Source organism: Nocardia sp. A7, from assembly GCF_046549215.1.
Taxonomy (GTDB): domain Bacteria; phylum Actinomycetota; class Actinomycetes; order Mycobacteriales; family Mycobacteriaceae; genus Nocardia.
Genome location: NZ_JAJPWE010000001.1, coordinates 381,977 through 395,793 on the forward strand (window position 1 = coordinate 381,977; position 13,817 = coordinate 395,793).

General features: G+C 67.8%; 14 protein-coding genes. 2 read left to right on the forward strand and 12 right to left on the reverse strand.

What is annotated here, in order from left to right; translation table 11 throughout:
• Positions 1 to 3 precede the first annotated feature (3 nt).
• The 5 genes from rimM to ACLJPD_RS01710 all read right to left on the reverse strand — a co-directional run bounded on the left by rimM (position 4) and on the right by ACLJPD_RS01710 (position 3,461).
• Positions 4 to 528, reverse strand: a complete 525-nt coding sequence (gene rimM, locus ACLJPD_RS01690) for a ribosome maturation factor RimM (RefSeq protein WP_410869898.1) — start codon at positions 526 to 528, stop codon at positions 4 to 6.
• A complete protein-coding gene (locus tag ACLJPD_RS01695) occupies positions 529 to 771 on the reverse strand; it encodes an RNA-binding protein (protein ID WP_056811833.1) in 243 nt (80 codons plus the stop codon).
• A complete protein-coding gene (gene rpsP, locus ACLJPD_RS01700) occupies positions 771 to 1,208 on the reverse strand; it encodes a 30S ribosomal protein S16 (RefSeq protein ID WP_410869899.1) in 438 nt (145 codons plus the stop codon). The genes ACLJPD_RS01695 and rpsP overlap by 1 nt, the downstream gene beginning before the upstream one ends.
• Before the next feature lie 208 nt (positions 1,209 to 1,416).
• Positions 1,417 to 2,511 carry a metal-dependent hydrolase family protein gene (locus tag ACLJPD_RS01705; RefSeq protein ID WP_410869901.1) on the reverse strand — a complete coding sequence of 365 codons (1,095 nt, stop codon included), beginning with the start codon at positions 2,509 to 2,511 and terminating at the stop codon, positions 1,417 to 1,419.
• Positions 2,512 to 2,642: 131 nt separating this feature from the next.
• Entirely contained in the window at positions 2,643 to 3,461 is an 819-nt protein-coding gene (locus ACLJPD_RS01710; protein WP_410869902.1) for a nuclear transport factor 2 family protein, read from the reverse strand.
• A gap of 104 nt (positions 3,462 to 3,565) precedes the next feature.
• Here ACLJPD_RS01710 and ACLJPD_RS01715 point away from each other — a divergent pair, with 104 nt between their 5' ends.
• A complete protein-coding gene (locus ACLJPD_RS01715; RefSeq protein ID WP_410869903.1) occupies positions 3,566 to 4,357 on the forward strand; it encodes a 3-oxo-5-alpha-steroid 4-dehydrogenase in 792 nt (263 codons plus the stop codon).
• 57 nt (positions 4,358 to 4,414) lie between these two features.
• On the opposite strand, the gene ffh is transcribed toward ACLJPD_RS01715, so the two are convergent.
• From ffh to ftsY, 6 genes are all read right to left on the reverse strand, one after another.
• Positions 4,415 to 5,980, reverse strand: coding sequence for a signal recognition particle protein (gene ffh / locus ACLJPD_RS01720; protein ID WP_410869904.1), 1,566 nt, complete (start codon positions 5,978 to 5,980; stop codon positions 4,415 to 4,417).
• Positions 5,981 to 6,060: 80 nt separating this feature from the next.
• Positions 6,061 to 6,375 (reverse strand): hypothetical protein, encoded by a 315-nt coding sequence (locus tag ACLJPD_RS01725; protein ID WP_410869905.1) that lies wholly within the window; start codon positions 6,373 to 6,375, stop codon positions 6,061 to 6,063.
• Positions 6,376 to 6,507: 132 nt separating this feature from the next.
• Positions 6,508 to 8,949, reverse strand: a complete 2,442-nt coding sequence (locus tag ACLJPD_RS01730) for a [protein-PII] uridylyltransferase (RefSeq protein WP_410869906.1) — start codon at positions 8,947 to 8,949, stop codon at positions 6,508 to 6,510.
• An 88-nt stretch (positions 8,950 to 9,037) separates the two neighbouring features.
• Positions 9,038 to 9,376 carry a P-II family nitrogen regulator gene (locus ACLJPD_RS01735; protein ID WP_110036141.1) on the reverse strand — a complete coding sequence of 113 codons (339 nt, stop codon included), beginning with the start codon at positions 9,374 to 9,376 and terminating at the stop codon, positions 9,038 to 9,040.
• A 5-nt stretch (positions 9,377 to 9,381) separates the two neighbouring features.
• Positions 9,382 to 10,698 (reverse strand): ammonium transporter, encoded by a 1,317-nt coding sequence (locus tag ACLJPD_RS01740; RefSeq protein ID WP_410871889.1) that lies wholly within the window; start codon positions 10,696 to 10,698, stop codon positions 9,382 to 9,384.
• Between the two features lie 363 nt (positions 10,699 to 11,061).
• Positions 11,062 to 12,516: a signal recognition particle-docking protein FtsY gene (gene ftsY / locus ACLJPD_RS01745; protein WP_410869907.1), complete on the reverse strand. Its 1,455-nt coding sequence runs from the start codon at positions 12,514 to 12,516 to the stop codon at positions 11,062 to 11,064.
• Between the two features lie 153 nt (positions 12,517 to 12,669).
• Between ftsY and ACLJPD_RS01750 the strand changes: the two genes are divergently transcribed.
• Positions 12,670 to 13,059, forward strand: coding sequence for a DUF2237 family protein (locus tag ACLJPD_RS01750; protein WP_014987060.1), 390 nt, complete (start codon positions 12,670 to 12,672; stop codon positions 13,057 to 13,059).
• Here the strand turns inward: ACLJPD_RS01750 and ACLJPD_RS01755 are convergent.
• Positions 13,043 to 13,816 carry a TetR family transcriptional regulator gene (locus ACLJPD_RS01755; protein WP_410869909.1) on the reverse strand — a complete coding sequence of 258 codons (774 nt, stop codon included), beginning with the start codon at positions 13,814 to 13,816 and terminating at the stop codon, positions 13,043 to 13,045. The genes ACLJPD_RS01750 and ACLJPD_RS01755 overlap by 17 nt on opposite strands.
• Between the last annotated feature and the right edge of the window lies 1 nt (position 13,817).

The window sequence follows — 13,817 nt, forward strand, 5'->3', positions numbered from 1 at the left end:
GAATTACTCCGGATCGAGCAGGCCCTCGGGCGGTGTGATGATCACCAGTCCATCGGCGAGGGAAACCGTCGGCACGATGGCGGTGACAAAGGGAATGAGAATCTCGCGACCGTCGTCGGCGGCACGCACCGACAGCAGTTCGCCCGCGGCCGAATGCAGCACCTCGGTGACCGTGCCGACGGCGGTGCCGTCGGTGAACTCGACGCGAAGGCCTTCGAGTTCGTGGTCGTAGAAGGCGTCGTCATCCTCCGAAGGCGGCAGCGAATCGCTGTCGATGACGAACAACGTGCCGCGCAGGGCGTCGGCGGCGGTGCGGTCGTCGATACCGTCGACGTACACCAGAAGTCGGCCCGAGTGCTCTCGGGCCGACTTCACGGTGTAGTCACGGGTCGCCGAGGACTTCGGCATCCTGCCGCGCAGCGTGACGCCCGGCGCGAACCGGACGTCGGGCTCGTCGGTGCGTACATCGACGACGAGTTCGCCGCGCACGCCGTGCGACTTGGCGACCCGACCTACGACGAGTTCCATCTAGGCGTCGGTATCGACCACGTCGACCCGGATCCCACGGCCGCCGATGCCGGCGACCAGGGTGCGCAGCGCGGTCGCGGTACGACCACCGCGCCCGATCACCTTGCCCAGGTCTTCAGGGTGAACGTGCACCTCGACAGTGCGTCCACGACGGCCGGTGAGCAGCTCGACACGGACGTCGTCAGGGTTGGCGACGATGCCGCGAACCAGATGTTCGACGGCATCGGCAACAACAGCAGTCATTACTCGGCAGCCTCGGTGGCGGCTTCCTCAGCGACGGCCTCTTCCTTCTTGGCGGCCTTCTTCTTCGGGGTGACGGCCTCGGTGGTGGGCGCGTTGTCAGCGGCGGCGAGCGCGGCGTTGAACAGGTCCAGCTTGGAGGTCTTCGGGGCCTTCACCTTCAGGGTGCCCTCGGTGCCCGGCAGGCCCTTGAACTTCTGCCAGTCGCCGGTGATCTCCAGCAGACGCTGCACCGACTCGGTCGGCTGCGCGCCGACGGACAGCCAGTACGCGACGCGCTCGGCGTCGATCTGGATCAGCGAAGGCTCTTCCTTCGGGTGGTACAGGCCGATGGACTCGATGGCCCGGCCGTCACGACGAGTACGGGCGTCGGCGACGACGACGCGGTACTGCGGGTTGCGGATCTTGCCGAGACGGGTGAGCCTGATCTTGACAGACATGGGGTTCAGTCTTCTTTCAGTAGTTTGGTCACCACGCGATTCAGCGACCCGCATGGTCTGCGGGTCCGGTTTCGCGCATGTGTGCGTGACCGCCGCGCGGTACGTAACCGGAGACGGGCTGACACTGTCCAGGAAGGACGAGGGTTCATTCTGCCAGACGACCAGGCGAGGCCGGAAATCGCCTCCGCTATCGCCGCGCAACGCCGATTCAGCGGTGCCCGGTAACCGGATCTGGGGTCTTCACCACCAGGCCACGCAGCACAACCCATTGTGGGTCGGTGAGCGACCGGGGGTTCACGCGGGGGTCGTCGGCGTAGACGACGAAGTCGGCCGGGGCGCCCTCTTCGATGCTGGGACGGCCGAGCCAAGTGCGCGCGTTCCAGGAGGCGGCACCAAGGGCGTCGTGGGGTGACAGGCCCGCGCCGGACAGGGCGGTGATCTCGTCGGCGATGCGGCCGTGGCGGATGGAGCCGCCCGCGTCGGTGCCGGCATAGATCGGCACGCCCGCCTCGTGGGCCTTGCCGACGGTCTCGCGGACGCGGCGGTGCAGGTCGCGCATGTGGGCGGCGTAGACCGGGAACTTCGTGGCACTGTCGGCGATGCCGGGGAAGGTGTCGATGTTGATCAGGGTGGGGACCAGGGCGGTGCCGTTGGCCACCATCAGCTCGATGGTGTCGTCGGTGATGCCGGTGCCGTGTTCGAGGCAGTCGATGCCCGCGTTGATCAGACCCGGCAGCGCGTCCTCCCCGAACACGTGCGCGGTGACCCGAGCGCCGTTCGCGTGAGCCGCGTCGATGGCCTGTTTCAGGATGTCGTCGCTCCACAGCGGCCGCAGGTCACCCACGGAACGGTCGATCCAGTCCCCCACGATCTTCACCCAGCCGTCGCCGAAGCGCGCCTGCTCGGCGACGATCTCGGGCAGGTCGCGTTCGTCGTCGAGTTCGATGCCGAGTTCGCGGATGTAGCGCTTGGGGCGGGCGATGTGGCGGCCCGCGCGGATGATCCGCGGCAACTCGGCGTGCTCGTCGATGAAACGGGTGTCGATCGGCGAACCCGCGTCGCGCAGCAGCAACGCGCCGACGTCACGTTCGGTCTCGGCCTGCTCGATCGCGCCCTCGTGGGTCTCGTCGCCGCCGCCGTAGCGGATGCCGACATGGCAGTGGGCGTCCACGAGGCCGGGCACGATCCACCCTGTGCGACACAGGGTTTCGGCTTCACGCACGGGCTCGAACGTCACGACCCCATCGACAACCCAGAGGTCGCGCTCATCGTCACCAGGCAGAACCACACCACGCAGATGCACACGAACCTCCAGACGTCGGCCAGAGAACGAACCTACCGCGCACGATCAGCACCCGCACACCGCGGAAGAACTCACCGCCGACACCTGCACCGCCGAGCGCGGGCACAAGCACGGCGCCTTCGAGCGAGCCGTCAGCCGCCTGCTGGATCATCGTCGAGAAAGACCCGCACAGCAGTGATACGCGGTCGATCCGGGGCGAAGTCGACGAACGCCACGCCGTGCGACGCGCCCACCCGCACGCTCACACTGACCGTGCGGCCAGCGGCGATCATCTTGTCCCACTCCATGTCTCGCGCGCGATCGACGAAATCCGCCACCGCGACCGGGTGCCCGGCAGGCAGCTCCACCACCGTGCGCTCGTCGAGCAGCGCCCGCACACCACCCGAGTCACCGGCCGCCGCCGCGGCGAAGAGTCGCCGAACGGTCCGCTTGCCCGACCCGCCCACACCGCGCAGCGCCCGCATCATCCCCATCGCTCCGCCTACGCCGAGCTCGGCGACCAGCTGCGGGCCGAGCTTCGCGCCCGCGAGCAATCCGGACGGCCCCGTGCGCAGCAGTCGCGCGATCATCACCCCCAGCTCCCAGTGCGCGGCGAGCCGGGCGATCCGCCAACCGTCGTCCGTCCGGACCAGGTCGTAGCGCAGATGCATCGGCACGGTGACGGTGGCGCCGGTCGACATCGTGGTCTCGATGTGCAGGTCGCGCACCACCGTGTGGCCGACGACGAGGTCGCGGTCGACGCTGAACGCGATGGAATTCGGCGCGATGAAGACGTTGTAGAAGCGCGAGATCGCGTCGGGGCCGATGTGTTCGCGGGAGCCGTACGGGTCGTGCACCGCGGCGTTGTCGGCGAACAGCCCGACCCAGGCCTCCTTGTCGTGCGCGGCCACGGCTCGCGGTGACTCCCGCACGGCCGCGAGCAGGTCCTCGGCGGTCCGGTCCAACGGCATGTACGTCCTCCATAGTCGTGATCCCCCTGCGCGATCCATGATAGAACGTGTTCTAGTTTTGCGTCGGCGATCGTGTGCGACGCCCGTTGGACAAGAGGATCTCGATGGACTGGTACACCGGGAACACCACCTACGACACGGTGCTGGCCATCGCCTTCGGCTTCGCCGCGTTCGTGATCGTCGGCGGACTGTTCGCGCAGAGCCCCTACGGCCGCTTCGCCTCGAACAAGGTCGGCTTCAATCTGAACCCCAAGCTGGGCTGGTGGCTGATGGAGCTGCCCGCGACCGTCGTGTTCGCGGTGTTCTATCTCAGCGGCCCCGACCGCTTCGAACCGGTGCCGCTGGTGCTGGCCGCCATCTGGCTGCTGCACTACGGCAATCGCGGCTGGTTCTTCCCGCTCTCCATCCGGCAGGTGCCGGGCAAGAAGAGCAGTTTCAACGTCTCGGTGGTCGCGGCGGGCGTGTTGGTGACGGCCCTGCACGGCTATCTCAACGGCGCGTTCTTCAGCAACGACTACAAGAATCAGTACGGCACCGCCTGGCTCACCGACCCGCGATTCCTGATCGGCGTGGTGGTGTACCTGTGCGGATTCGGACTGCTGGTGCGGTCCGAGGCGATCGTGCGCAATCTGCGGGACAAGAACAACCCCGGCACCGCCGAGTACCGCGTTCCGCACGGCGCGGGCTTCCGCTTCGTCAGCAGTCCGGCCTATCTCGGCGAGCTGATCGCCTGGGCCGGGTTCGCGCTGCTCACCTGGTCGCTGGCCGGTGTCGTGATCTTCCTGATCACCGCGGGCAACCTGGTGCCACGCGCCTTCGCCACCCACCGCTGGTACCGAGAGAAGTTCGCCGACTATCCGACGAACCGGAAAGCGCTGATCCCCGGCATCCTCTGAACTGATGACGAAAGCCGTGGTAGACGGTCACCTACCACGGCTTTCGTTGTACGGATCTCAGTTCTTGGGGAACTTGAACTGCGACAGGTCGATCCCCTCGAGCCCCGGCGGCAACTGGTCCAACCCGGGCGGCATGTTCGACAGATCCATGCCCGGCGGCAGCCCCGGCATCCCGGCGGGCATCCCGGGGAACCCACCGCGCGCCTTCGGCGGAGTGGGCCCGCGCCCGCCCTTCTTGCCCTTCTTACCGCCCTTTTTGTTGTTGCCTCGGCGCGCGCCCGGCATCCCCATCTGCCTGCCCATCGCGGCCATCATCTTCTTGGCTTCGAAGAACCGGTCGACGAGCTGGTTGACGTCGGAGACCTGTACGCCGGAGCCGTTCGCGATACGCAACCGCCGCGAGGCGTTGATGATCTTCGGGTTGTCCCGCTCGGCGCGCGTCATGCCGCGAATGATCGCCTGCACCCGATCGAGCTGCTTGTCGTCGACCGCGGCCAGCGCGTCCTTCATCTGACCCGCGCCCGGCAGCATCCCGAGCAGGTTGGCGATCGGACCCATCTTGCGGATGGCCAGCATCTGGTCGAGGAAGTCTTCGAGGGTGAGTTCGCCGCTGCCGATCTTGCGCGCGGTCTCCTCGGCCTGCTCGGCGTCGTAGACCTGTTCGGCCTGCTCGATGAGGGTGAGCACATCGCCCATGCCGAGGATGCGCGAGGCCATCCGGTCGGGATGGAAGACGTCGAAGTCCTCGAGCTTCTCACCGGTGGAGGCGAACATGATCGGCGCGCCGGTGACATTGCGCACCGACAGCGCCGCACCACCGCGGGCGTCACCGTCGAGCTTGGTGAGCACGACACCGGTGAAGCCGACACCGTCGCGGAAGGCCTCGGCGGTGCTGACCGCGTCCTGACCGATCATCGCGTCGAGCACGAACAGCGTCTCGTCGGGCTGCACGGCATCGCGGATGCCCGCGGCCTGGCGCATCAGCTCGGCGTCGATACCGAGGCGGCCCGCGGTATCGACGATGACCACGTCGTACTGCTTGGCCTTGGCCTCTTCGATACCGGCCGCGGCGACGGCGACCGGGTCGGCCGCGGTGATCCCGAGCGGGTTCGCGCCGCCGCCGATGGAGGTGCCGCCGTGCGGGGCGAACACGGGCACGCCCGCGCGCTCACCGACGACCTGCAGCTGGGTGACCGCGCCGGGACGCTGGAGGTCACAGGCCACCAGCAACGGCTGATGCCCCTGACCCTTGAGCCATTTGGCCAGCTTGCCCGCGAGAGTGGTCTTACCCGCACCCTGCAGGCCGGCCAGCATGATGACCGTCGGCGGGTTCTTGGCGAGGTTCAGGCGACGGGTCTCGCCGCCGAGGATCGCGACGAGTTCCTCGTTGACGATCTTGACGACCTGCTGCGCGGGATTGAGCGCGCCGGAGACCTCCGCGCCCTTGGCGCGTTCTTTGACGTTGGCGATGAAGCCGCGCACCACGGGCAGCGCGACGTCGGCCTCGAGGAGTGCGAGTCGGATCTCACGCGCGGTGGCGTCGATGTCGGCCGGTGACAGACGCCCCTTACCGCGCAGATCCTGCAGTGCACCGGTAAGCCGGTCGGACAGGGATTCGAACACCGATCGCGCTCCTGATCTGAAAGGGTCTCAGGTCGTCTGACCGAAGTCGGACGTCTCTTGCCCTCCCAGGGTAGTGGAGGTTATTCGGTATGTTGCACGTGCGGTGGCGCCGTGCGGCGCAACTCGTGCGATTCGAAGTTCACCAGGTACACCGCTTCTCTGCCGGTGAGGCCGAGTTCGCGGGAGAGCGACTCGATCCGCAGCCATTCGGAATCGGCGCTGTCGGTGTGGTGGGCGGCGGTCGAGGCGATGGTCATCGCGGCTAACGCCTGCGCACCACTGAGGGTGCGTCCCGGCAACCACGAAACCACCCACAGGTCACCACCGACGCAGCGCGCGATGTGCGCGGTCGCGTCGCTGGTCATCATCGATGCGGAAACGACTTCGATAGCCACGGATCAGCTCCCCTCGTACGAGTGACAGCCGGACCAGAGGAATGCTATAGGTGACATCTCGCCTTATCAGGCCGCGATGACACTGTGTAGCAACCTGATAGCAATCAGTGAGTAAACCGTGTCCTTACACTGTCAGGCCGCGCCGTCGGTGTCCGGCGGCGGGGCGGGAGCCGGCTGCGGAACCACCGCGAGGACGGCCTTTTCGATGCGGTCGCGCAGGGCCGGGCTGTCGGTGTCGCCCAGATCGAGGCAGAAGGCGTCGACCACCGCCGAGCCCATCGTGACCACCTTGGCCCACCGGACATTGGCGCCCGTCGCCGCGAAGGCACCCGCCAACCTGCTCAGCAAACCGATCCGATCGTCGGCGCGCAGCTCCAGAATCACCTGACCGGAGGTGCTGGTCGGTGACCAGATCAGTCGCGGTGCGGCACGCGCGTAGCGGCCCGGCCCGGTCCCGAGCGCTTCGGCTTCGCGTTTGGCCAGCACCGCGGGCAGGTCGAGCGCGCCGGAGGTGGCTCGGATGAATTCCTGACGCAACAGTCCCGCGTCCGGCGGATCGCCGAATTTCGGCATCACCACGAACGTGTTGATGGCCGAATCACCCGCTCCGCCCAGCGAGGCCGACAGCACCCGCAGCGAGTGCAGTGCCAGCACGCCCGCCGCGTCGGAGAGCAGGCCGGGCTCGTCGGGGGCGATCACTGTCACCACGTACGTGTGTTTACCGTCGCCGGGCGCGAGGGTGACGTGCACACCGCCCGCCCTGGCCTTGTCCACGAGCTCCGGGTCGATCGGTTCCGGTTGCGGCAGCGCCTCGCCCGCCATGACGAGCCGGCAGCGGCGCACCAGTTCACCGATCAGCGAGGCCTTCCAGTCGCCCCATACGCCGGGGCCGGTCGCCATCGAGTCGGCCTCGGCCAGCGCGTGCAGCAGTTCGAGCAGGCCGACGTCACCGTCGAGCGCGTCGGCTACCCGCTGCACTGTCGCCGGGTCGTCGAGGTCGCGCCGGGTCGCGGTGTCGGGCAGCAGCAGGTGGTGGCGCACGATCGCGCTGAGCGTGCGCACATCCGAGGGCCACAGGCCGAGCCTGCGGCCGATGTGGGTGGCCAGTTCGGCGCCGACGATGCTGTGGTCGCCCGTTCGGCCCTTGCCGATGTCGTGCAGCAGTGCGCCGAGGGCGAGCAGGTCGGGCCGGGCGACCCTGGTGCTCAGCCCACTCGCGTAGGCGACCGTCTCCATCAGGTGCCGATCGACGGTCCAGGTGTGCAGCGCGTCGCGTGGCGGCAGATCGCGTACCGCGCCCCATTCGGGAAAGAGCCTGCCCCACAAGCCCGTTCGATCGAGTGCCTCGACCGCGTCGATGCTGCCGCGGCCCGCACCGAGCAGCACGAGCAGATCGTTGAGTGCGTCCTTGGGCCACGGTTCGCGCAGTTCGGGCGCGTCCTCGGACAGGCGGTTGAGCGTGGTCGCCGACATCGGCAGCCCGGTCTGCGCCGACGCCGCGGCCACCCGCAGGATCAACCCGGGATCGCGTTGCGGGCGTGCGTCTCTGGCCAGCACCACCTCGCCGGAGTGCTCGACCACCCCCTCATCGAGTGGTCGGCGCACCGGCATCCGGCGCAGTCTGGCCAGGCCGCGCCGCGGGAGCGCATTGGCGGCCGTGCGCAGACCGACGTCGCACGAATAGCTCACCGTACGCGCCGAATCGGTCAGTGTCCGGGCGAGATCGAAGCGGTCGCCGATGCGCAGCGCGGCGCCGATCTCGTCGGCGTCCTGTGCGCGCAGTTGATCGCGGGCGCGACCGGCCACGCGATGCAGTTCGGTGCGCACGTCGAGGAGTCTGCGGTGCGCCGCCTTCAGGCCGCCGCCGGGGACCTCGGGGCCCAATCCCGGCATGGCGTCGGTCAATTGGGCGATCGAGAGCGCGTCGAGGAGTTGAATGTCGCGCAGGCCGCCGCGGCCGTTCTTGAGATCGGGTTCGGCGCGGTGGGCGATCTCGCCGCTGCGCTGCCAGCGTGCCGTCGTCTGGGCGATGAGGTCGTCGAAGCGCGACCGGATTCCGGTGCGCCATTCCCGGCGCACGCCACCGATCAGCAGATTGCTGAGGTCATGGTCGCCGACGATGTGGCGGGCTTCGAGCAGGCCGAGCGCGGCGATCATGTCGTCGGAGGCCACCCGTAGGGCCTGCGGCACGGTGCGCACGCTGTGGTCGAGCTTGATATGGGCGTCCCACAGGGGATACCAGAGTTGATCGGCGACCTCCGAGACCACCTTGGGATCGACGTCGTCGTGCAACAGCACCAGGTCGAGATCGGAGTAGGGCAGCATCTCGCGGCGGCCGAGTCCGCCGACCGCCACGACCGAGAGGCCGCTGTCGGCGGTGATACCGAGTTCATTGCCTTTGCTGGTGAGCCACAGTTCGAACAGGTCGACCAGGGCCTCGCGCAGCGATTCCGGATCGAGCCGTGGATTGCGGGTGCCCGCCCCGTCGAGCAGCTGCGCCCTGGCCTTGACCAGATCCGCCGCTCCGTTGTTCTGAATACCACCATTCCGCTGTGCCACAGCCCACACCACCATTTCATGCGGGCGGCCCCGCCCCGACCGGATTCTCGCCGGTGGGAGCGGGGCCGCCGCTCGATCGATTCCTCGTGCGTGCCTTACCGAATTACAGTGCGTCGCTTCCGCGTTCGCCGGTACGGACACGGATGATGGTGTCCACCGGGGTCACCCACACCTTGCCGTCACCGATCTTGCCGGTGCGCGAGGCTTCGACGATCACCTCGACGACCTTCTCGACCGACGCATCGTCCACGACGACCTCGACCCGGACCTTGGGCACGAAATCCACCGAGTACTCGGCACCGCGGTAGACCTCGGTGTGGCCCTTCTGCCGACCGTATCCCTGGACTTCGCTGACGGTCATGCCGAGCACGCCTGCCTGCTCCAGCCCGGTTTTCACATCTTCGAGCGTGAACGGTTTGACGATTGCCGTAACCAGTTTCATGTTCGTCATGCCTCCTTGACGAGTGAGCGTGCCGTGTTACCCACAGCAGCGAAATCGTAAGCGGTTTCCGCGTGCTCGGACTCGTCCAGGCCCGCCGATTCGGATTCTTCACTGGCGCGCAGGCCGATCGTGAACTTGATCGCGTACGCGATGACGGCCGTGGCGACCAGCGAGTAGGCCAAGACGACGAAAGCACCGACAGCCTGCAGCTTCAACTGCTCGACTCCACCACCGTAGAACAAGCCGGTGACGCCCGCGGGAGCTTCGCTCGCAGCGACCAGACCGACCATCAGGGTGCCGACCAGACCACCGACCAGGTGGACGCCGACCACGTCGAGCGAATCGTCGAAACCGAAGCGGAACTTCAGGCCGACGGCCAGGGCGCACAGCGCACCGGCGACCACACCGATGGCCAGAGCGCCGACCACGTTCACCGAGGAACAGGCCGGGGTGATCGCGACCAGACCGGCCACGATGCCCGAGGCGGCACCGAGCGAGGTCGGGTGACCGTCGCGGATCTTCTCCACGAGCAGCCAGGCCATCATCGCGGCCGCGGTGGCGATCGTGGTGGTGAGGAAGGTGGCACCGGCGATGCCGTTGGCACCGAGCGCCGAACCGGCGTTGAAGCCGTACCAGCCGAACCACAGCAGACCGGCGCCGAGCATCACGAACGGCAGGTTGTGCGGACGGAACGGCGTCTTCGGCCAGCCCTTGCGCTTGCCGAGGACGAGGCAAAGCACCAGACCGGCGGCGCCGGCGTTGATGTGGACCGCGGTGCCACCGGCGAAGTCGATCGCCTTGAGGTTGTTGGCGATCCAGCCGCCTGCCTCGGCGGTGTAACCGTCGAAGGCGAAGACCCAGTGCGCGACGGGGAAGTAGACGACGGTGGCCCAGATTCCGGCAAATACGAGCCACGAGCCGAACTTCATGCGGTCAGCGACCGCGCCCGAGATGAGAGCGACCGTGATGATCGCGAACATGAGCTGGAAGGCGACGAAGACCGTCAGCGGGATACCCGCGGTGATCGGGGCCGTCGGGTCCTCCGGGGTCGCCGTGAACAGCGGGATGCCCGCCGAATCCGCGGCGGTGCCACCGAAGATGCTCTTCAGACCGAAGTACTGGAGAGGATCACCGATCAGATTGCTCTTGTCCTCGCCGAACGTCATCGAGAAGCCGTATAGACACCACAGGATGGTGACCAGACCCATCGCGGAGACGCTCATCATGATCATGTTCAGCACGTTCTTACCGCGGACCATGCCGCCGTAGAAGAACGCCAAACCCGGCGTCATCAACAGCACGAGTGCTGCCGACGCCAGCATCCAAGCGGTGTCACCGGTATCCGGTGTACCGATCAGTGGAAATGCCACCTTGTCTTCCTCCTCATCTCGGGCCTCGCCGATGACGGCAAAAAGGACCTGTACAGAGGGTCGCCACTCGGTGTTTCATCCGTTGAGCTGTGGTGTTTCGCCTGAGTGAACGGATAGCGCTGTTGTGTTGCGTCCACGTTTCGTGTGCTCAGCCACAGCCTGTCAGCTCACGGTGAGGTTGGTACGTAAGTGCGATTCGCCGCGAGTTCGCGCGGCGATTCACCTGCCGCGATTCCCCTGAGAACACTGATGTCAGCGGGGTGAAACAACGATGCCCGCCCGATCGCTGGATCGGACGGGCATCGCAACCGTTCGCTACGCGGTACCGCCGAGCAGGGCGTCGACGAACGCACCGGGCTCGAACGGGGCCAGATCGTCGGCGCCCTCGCCGAGACCGACGAGTTTCACCGGCACGCCGAGTTCGTGCTGCACCTGGAACACGATGCCGCCCTTGGCGGTGCCGTCGAGCTTGGTGAGGACCACGCCGGTGATGTCGACGACATCGGCGAACACCCGCGCCTGCATCAGGCCGTTCTGGCCGACGGTCGCGTCCAGGACCAACAGCACCTCGTCGACCTCGCCCTTCTTCTCCACGACCCGCTTGACCTTGCCCAGCTCGTCCATCAGGCCGGTCTTGGTGTGCAGGCGGCCCGCGGTGTCGATGAGCACCGCGTCGACGCCACCGTCGATGCCCGCGGTGACCGCGTCGAACGCGACGGCGGCCGGGTCGGCGGCCTCCTTACCGCGCACGGTCTCGGCTCCCACCCGTTCGCCCCAGGTCTGCAGCTGATCGGCGGCGGCGGCGCGGAAGGTGTCGGCGGCGCCGAGCAGCACGCGGCGGCCGTCGGCGACGAGCACGCGGGCCAGTTTGCCGGTGGTGGTGGTCTTACCGGTGCCGTTGACACCGACGACGAGCAGGATCGCGGGCTTGTCGCCGTGCGGGAGGGCATGGATGGAACGGTCGAGATCGGGGCGCAGCGCTTCGACGAGCACGTCCCGCAGGACACCACGCGCCTGTTCGGGAGTGCGCACGCTGCGCGAGGCCATCTCCTCCCGCAGCCGTTCGACGATCTTCGCGGTGCTCGCGGTGCCGATATCGGCCAGCACCAGGGTGTCCTCGATCTCTTCCCAGGAGTCCTCGTCGAGGTCACCACCGCCGAGCAGGCCGAGCAGGCTCTTGCCGACGGCGTTCTGGGAGCGGGCCAGGCGCCCGCGCAGGCGGACGAGGCGGCCGGTGGTCGGGTCGATCTCGTCGATCGCGGTGGTGGTCGCGTCGATCTCGGCGGGGGTGGTGTCGATCTCGGCGGGGGTGGTGTCGGTCGGTGCGGTGTCAGTGGGCACCGTCTCGGTCGGCACAGCGGCTGCGGTGTCGGGCTCGGCCGGGGCGACGGTGTCGAGGGTGGACGCGTCGTCGGGGACCACCACGGTCTCGTCGACGGCGACATCGCCCTCGGGCAGCGGAACGTCGGTGATGCCGCGGCGCGGGGCGTCACGCGGGATAGCGGCGTCGTCGCCGACGTGCGGTTGGCCGTCGGTGTCGGTGCGCTCTCCGACGGGCTCGGGCTTGGGCACGGTCGCCGTCGAGCCGCCCTGGCTGAAGCTGAACCCACCGGACGCGGTGTAACCACCGGAGCGGTCCGTCAACTCCTTGTCCGGCTCGGGCGGGGCCAGCGAAATCTGGCGTCGCTTGTACAGGACGAAACCCGCGACGAGCGCCACCAACAGGACGGCGGCGATCGCGGCGATCAGGATCCACGCTTGCGAACTCACCCGGCGAGTCTATTCGGGCGGGGAGTTACCGCACGTCGGCGGCGTCTGCGCGGCGGGTCGGCAACCGATTGCGGGTGTGTCGCCACATGGCGGAAAGACTACAGATTCGTTGTCCTGCGGAACTTCTGGCGCTTGCCCCATAGGATCAGCGGAGTGACCGATCGAAACGTGCTTGGGGGGCCGCTGGAAGAGTGCGGCGCCGATCCTCTCACGGGCTTCTACCGGGACGGCTGCTGCAGCACCGGTCCGGAGGATCTCGGCAGCCACACCGTGTGCACCGTCGTGACGGCGGAATTCCTGGAGCATCAGGCCTCCATCGGCAACGACCTCAGTACCCCCCGCCCAGAGAACAATTTCCCAGGCCTGCAACCGGGCGACCGCTGGTGTGTAGTAGCGGTCCGCTGGTTGCACGCCCACGAGGACGGCGTAGCCGCACCCGTGGTGCTGGCCGCAACCCACGAGAACGCGCTGGAGGTCATCTCGATGGACATCCTGCGCAAGTACGCCGTCGATGTGCCGGACGACGTCAGCGACCTGTTGTGAAGGGCCGCGCCGCGTTCCGCCTGCGGTGGGCCTTCTGTCGGCAGGCCGCCGAGCAGTAGCGGGCGGGCCTGCCGGTGGTGGAGCGACCGAGTCGACCGCCGCAGACGGGGCACGTCGGCGGAGTTTCGTTACCTTCTCCCATTTCGTTACGGTCAATTTGTGGGAGTTCCGTGACGAGGGGCGGGTGGGTTCGCAGGGCGTCGAGGATGAGGACCACGGCCGGGGCCAACGGATCGTCCGCACGTCGATGCCGTTGGATGGCAACGCATCCCGTGAAGATGTCGAGTACGTCCGTGACCACCACATCGGGGCGAACCGCGCCATGATGTTGCGCTGAGGCGAGCAGCGCGCCGAGGGCACGGTGGAAGCGGTTGCCCGCGCCGCGGAGCAGGGCTCGGGGCCAGCCGTCGTCGGATTGCACCAGGTCACAGAGATCCTTGTTGCCCGGCGTCGTGATGATGACGTGGGTGCACAGGGCGAAGAAGGCCGCGCCCGGGTCCGAATCGGTGAGGTGTTGGGTGGCCAGCGCGGCCAGTCGATCGACGCGCTGTTGCATAACCGCTTCCAGCAGATCGGTTTTCGTGGGGAAATGCCGGTGGACGGTGCCCGCCCCGACACCGGCGCGGCGGGCCACTTCGGCCAGCGAGACGGTGGTGCCACGCTCGGCGAGTGCGCGCTGGGCTGCGGCCAGGATCAGCGCGCGGTTGCGTCGCGCGTCGGCCCGGATCGCTGGTTCCACACCGTTGTCGACCGTCATT

Coding starts and splice junctions, on each gene's coding strand:
- ACLJPD_RS01695 (WP_056811833.1), bottom strand. CDS start 771: ATGACTGCTGTTGTTGCCGATGCCGTCGAACATCTGGTTCGCGGCATC.
- ACLJPD_RS01715 (WP_410869903.1), top strand. CDS start 3,566: ATGGACTGGTACACCGGGAACACCACCTACGACACGGTGCTGGCCATC.
- rpsP (WP_410869899.1), bottom strand. CDS start 1,208: ATGTCTGTCAAGATCAGGCTCACCCGTCTCGGCAAGATCCGCAACCCG.
- ACLJPD_RS01710 (WP_410869902.1), bottom strand. CDS start 3,461: ATGCCGTTGGACCGGACCGCCGAGGACCTGCTCGCGGCCGTGCGGGAG.
- ACLJPD_RS01730 (WP_410869906.1), bottom strand. CDS start 8,949: ATGGTGGTGTGGGCTGTGGCACAGCGGAATGGTGGTATTCAGAACAAC.
- rimM (WP_410869898.1), bottom strand. CDS start 528: ATGGAACTCGTCGTAGGTCGGGTCGCCAAGTCGCACGGCGTGCGCGGC.
- ACLJPD_RS01755 (WP_410869909.1), bottom strand. CDS start 13,816: ATGACGGTCGACAACGGTGTGGAACCAGCGATCCGGGCCGACGCGCGA.
- ACLJPD_RS01740 (WP_410871889.1), bottom strand. CDS start 10,698: ATGCTGGCGTCGGCAGCACTCGTGCTGTTGATGACGCCGGGTTTGGCG.
- ACLJPD_RS01735 (WP_110036141.1), bottom strand. CDS start 9,376: ATGAAACTGGTTACGGCAATCGTCAAACCGTTCACGCTCGAAGATGTG.